This window comes from Nocardioides sp., assembly GCF_031422975.1.
Classification (GTDB): Bacteria; Actinomycetota; Actinomycetes; order Propionibacteriales; family Nocardioidaceae; genus Nocardioides.
Map to the genome: position 1 here is coordinate 1 of NZ_JANPEO010000557.1, position 3679 is coordinate 3679.

Consider the following 3679-nt stretch of genomic DNA (forward strand, 5'->3'; position numbering starts at 1 on the left):
GCCCGCCGAGATCAAGAAGGCGAAGCGCAAGCTGCGGTTGGCCAAGCGGGAGCTGGAGCTCCAGCTCGAGTGGTACACCACCGCGCGCGCGGCCTACGACAAGTGCGTCAAGGCCAACCCGACCCCGACTGCCACGCCGACCTCGACCGCGACGGCCACCTCGACGGCGACCGGCACTGCGACGCCGACGGGCACGCCGACGACCGTCCCCACGGTCCCGGGGGTCCCGCTGCCGACCCTGCCACCGGGGTGCGTGCCGAACCCGCTGCCGACCGGCCCCGCGCAGATCTGCGTGCCGGTCTGACGCTCGGAGCAGCTGCGCCTCAACCGTCCTTGGGGCGCTTGAGCCGCCAGGCCTCGAGCCGGGCGTAGCCCTTCACCGACACCCGGCGCAGGCGCCGGAAGCGGTAGCCGGGCAGGTCAGCCCCGGACGAGTCGTCGGTGCCCTCGTCCTCCGGGGTCTGCGCCGCGGGTGAGGGCTCGTCGGCGGCATCCGCCTCGAACTCGTCCGGCTCGTCGTCGACACCCGACAGGGCGAGGTAGGCACCTCGGTCGAGCACCACGGTGCCCGGCCGGGCCACGGACGTCAGCCGCGCCGCGATGTTGACCGTCGGGCCGAAGACGTCGCCGAGCCGGTTGACCACGAGCCCGTAGGCGATGCCGGCCCGGACGGCGGGGAACGGGTTGTCATCGTCGAGGCCGCGCTCGGTCAGCGCGAGCGCGATCTCGGCGGCGGCGACAGGGTCGTCGGCGGTGAAGAGGATCTCGTCGCCGATCGTCTTGATCACTCGCCCGCCAAGATCGACGACGGTCCCGGTGGCGATCTGTTCGAAGCCCTCGATCCACTCGACCAGCGCCTCCTCCTCGAGTGACTTGCTGTGTGCGGTGTAGCCGACGATGTCGACGAAGCAGACCGCCATCGTGCGCTCGGGGTTGCTCGGCGAACCGGTCGTCAGCAGTCGGCTCGCTGCGCTGCTGAGGTGACGGCGCCAGACGTAGGACTGCAGGGCCTCGACCCGAGGCAGCACGCCGGCGGCGAGCTCGGCGAGGCGTACGTCCGGGTCCGGACCGGCGACGGCCAGGCCCGCCAGCAGCGAGACCTGCCACTCGGCCAGGCGGGCGTAGCTGCGCCCCCAGGTCCGGACCAGGGCCGCCTGGGAGTCCGGGCTGAGGATCCCCATCCGGAGCAGGTCGGCGGTCAGCTGGAGGGCTTCGACGTCGCTGTCCGCGAACGCGGCGGTGTCGTCGGTGACGTGCGCGAAGCCGAGCTGCCGCCACAGATCCCGAGCGAGCTCGAGGGGCACGTCGGCGCGCTCAGCGACCTCGCCCTGGGTCAGGTTCGGTGGCCCGCCGAGCAGGAAGGCCTCGATCGACTCGAAGACGGCACCGAGGTCGGTGGGCTCGCTCACACGCGTCCCATGCTGAGTCAGGCTTCGCCGTGGCGCTCGACCGAGGCGCGCGCCAGTGCGTCGGCGAAGGCCGGGATCTCGGCGACCAGCAGCTCGAGCTGATCGCTGGTGAAGTGGATCGCCTCCAATGGTGTGAGGGCCACGACAGTGGCCGAGCGCAGCGTGCGGTTGACGATCGCGGCCTCGCCGATGATCTGGCCCGGGCCCAGCTGCGCGATCTCGGTCCCGCTGCGGCGTACGGACACCTCACCCGAGGTGAGGATGTAGGCCTTGTCGGCAGGGGTGCGCTCGCCGATCGGCGACCAGCCCGCAGGCAGCGTCAGGTGAGTGCCGACGGCCCTGACCCGCGCGGACTCGGCAGGGGACAGTGCATCGAAGATGGACGACGTCATGGGTGGTGCCTCTCGCTCGGGGTGTGTGCCCTCCCCAACGCTGATCCTCGCAGGAAGATATGGGTACGCCTCCGTCGTCAGTCGACGGTCAGCGGTTGGCGTTCGATCGGGCACGACATGCAGCGGGGTCCGCCCCTGCCCGAACCCAGCTCCGAGCCGGCGATCCGGACGACCTCGATGCCGGCCTCCTCGAGGCGGGCGTTGGTCTCGTCGTTGCGCTCGTAGGCGACGGCCACCCGGGGCGCGAGGGCCAGGGTGTTGTTGCCGTCGTCCCACTGCTCGCGCTCGGCCGTGACCGGGTCGAGGCCGGTGTCGATCTGGTGCAGCGTGTCGATCTGCATCGCCTTCGCCGCGGCCACGAGGAACGGCTCGGCCGGCGCGACGTCGAGGACGAGGTCGAGGTCGGACTCCCCGCGCTCACGGACGGTGACGGCGTGGGCCATCAGGGTGTGGGCGACGTTGGGATACATCACGACCTTGTCGACGTCGACCATGGTGCACACGGTGTCGAGGTGCATGGTCGCGCGCTCCTGAGCGATGGGAACGGCGAGGACGGTGTGCGCCAGGTTGGCGTGGAAGACCTGTCGCGACAGCCGCTCCACGCCGGCGGGCGTGGTCCGCTCGCCGACGCCGACCGCGATCACTCCGGGCGCGAGCAGCAGGACGTCGCCGCCCTCGACGTGCTCGTTGTGCCAGCCGTGGATCTTCTGGGTCCGGCCGGCGAACCGCGGGTGCTCGGTGTAGATCAGTTCGGTCAACTGCGTCTCGCGCTTGCGGGCCGGCATCGCGAGGCTGGTGATCGCCACCCGGTCGCGGACCCACACGCTCGAGTCGCGGGTGAACAGCAGGTTGGGCAGGGGGTCGATGAGGAAGTCGTAGGGACTGAGCAGGCTGGTCACCAGCCCGTGGCCGCCGCGCACCTCGTCGTTGCGGATGCCCTCGGTCAGCAGGCCGGTGAGCTCCTCGGGGGAGGCGTCCGCGAGTGCCACGGCGAGGTAGTCGCGCAGCGTGTCACCCAGGTGCAGGCCACTCAACGCGGAGGTGATCGAGTGCGCTCGGGCCTCCTCGCTGGCGAGGGTCTCGGTGAGGAGCTCGGTGAGGTAGAGCACCTCGACGCCGCGTTGGCGCAGCGTGTCTGCGAACGCGTCGTGCTCCTCCTGGGCCCGGCTCACCCACGGAATCCCGTCGAAGAGCAGCTTGTCGTTGTTTCGCGGGGTCAGCCGCTTCAGCTCGTTGCCGGGCCGGTGCAGCATGACAGTGTTGAGCGTGCCGACTTCGCTGTCAGCGCCGTGGGAGTGAGCCATGGGCGCGAGCCTAGACGGGACAGCACCCCGGCGACAGGCTCAGGGGCCCTCTCGGGCGCCGGTGGCGATGGTGGGGGCCTGCTTCTCCGCGTGTACGGCGACGGGTCAGCGCTGCAGTGCCTGCCACTCGTGGCGGAGGATGGCGTAGTCGAAGGAGTCGGTCCAGCGGCCCTTGGACCAGAAGTCGGCCAACCGGTGGGCCTCGCGTCGCATGCCGAGTCGCTCGGCCAGCGCCGCGGAGCGCTCGTTGAGGGCGTCGAGGTTGGCCACCACGCGGCGTACGCCGTAGTGCTCGAAGGCCAAGGCCAACATTGCGCGGGCCGCCTCCGTGGCGAGACCCTTTCCGCCCGCCCACGGGTGCAAGGTCCAGCCGATCTCGGCGGACGAGGTGTCGGTGCCCGTGAAGAACAGCACGACGTTTCCGACGGCGGTGCCCTCGTGCTCCATCACCAGCGCCAGCATGCGATGCGGCTCCCCGGGCTCGGGCGGTTGCGTGCGGCGGTGGGTCTCGAACGCCACCTCAGCCGGGTTCTGCCGGGGCAGCAGGAGGAATTCGACGAACCCCGGATCTGCC

At 71.0% G+C, this 3679-nt stretch carries 5 protein-coding genes; 1 reads left to right on the forward strand and 4 read right to left on the reverse strand.

From position 1 onward, the window contains the following. Positions 1-304 (forward strand): hypothetical protein (locus RMO85_RS16650; RefSeq protein WP_310529837.1); only part of this gene is annotated, 304 nt, incomplete at its 5' end. Between the two features lie 19 nt (positions 305-323). On the opposite strand, the gene RMO85_RS16655 is transcribed toward RMO85_RS16650, so the two are convergent. The 4 genes from RMO85_RS16655 to RMO85_RS16670 all read right to left on the reverse strand — a co-directional run. Further along, positions 324-1409 carry an adenylate/guanylate cyclase domain-containing protein gene (locus RMO85_RS16655; RefSeq protein WP_310529838.1) on the reverse strand — a complete coding sequence of 362 codons (1086 nt, stop codon included), beginning with the start codon at positions 1407-1409 and terminating at the stop codon, positions 324-326. A 17-nt stretch (positions 1410-1426) separates the two neighbouring features. After that, the gene (locus RMO85_RS16660) at positions 1427-1801 is read right to left on the reverse strand and encodes a cyclic nucleotide-binding domain-containing protein (protein ID WP_310529839.1); all 375 of its coding nucleotides are present in this window, start codon (positions 1799-1801) and stop codon (positions 1427-1429) included. A 77-nt stretch (positions 1802-1878) separates the two neighbouring features. Continuing rightward, the gene (locus tag RMO85_RS16665) at positions 1879-3105 is read right to left on the reverse strand and encodes an arginine deiminase (RefSeq protein WP_310529840.1); all 1227 of its coding nucleotides are present in this window, start codon (positions 3103-3105) and stop codon (positions 1879-1881) included. Between the two features lie 105 nt (positions 3106-3210). Further along, positions 3211-3679: GNAT family protein (locus RMO85_RS16670; RefSeq protein WP_310529842.1), on the reverse strand; the 469-nt coding region annotated here is incomplete at its 5' end.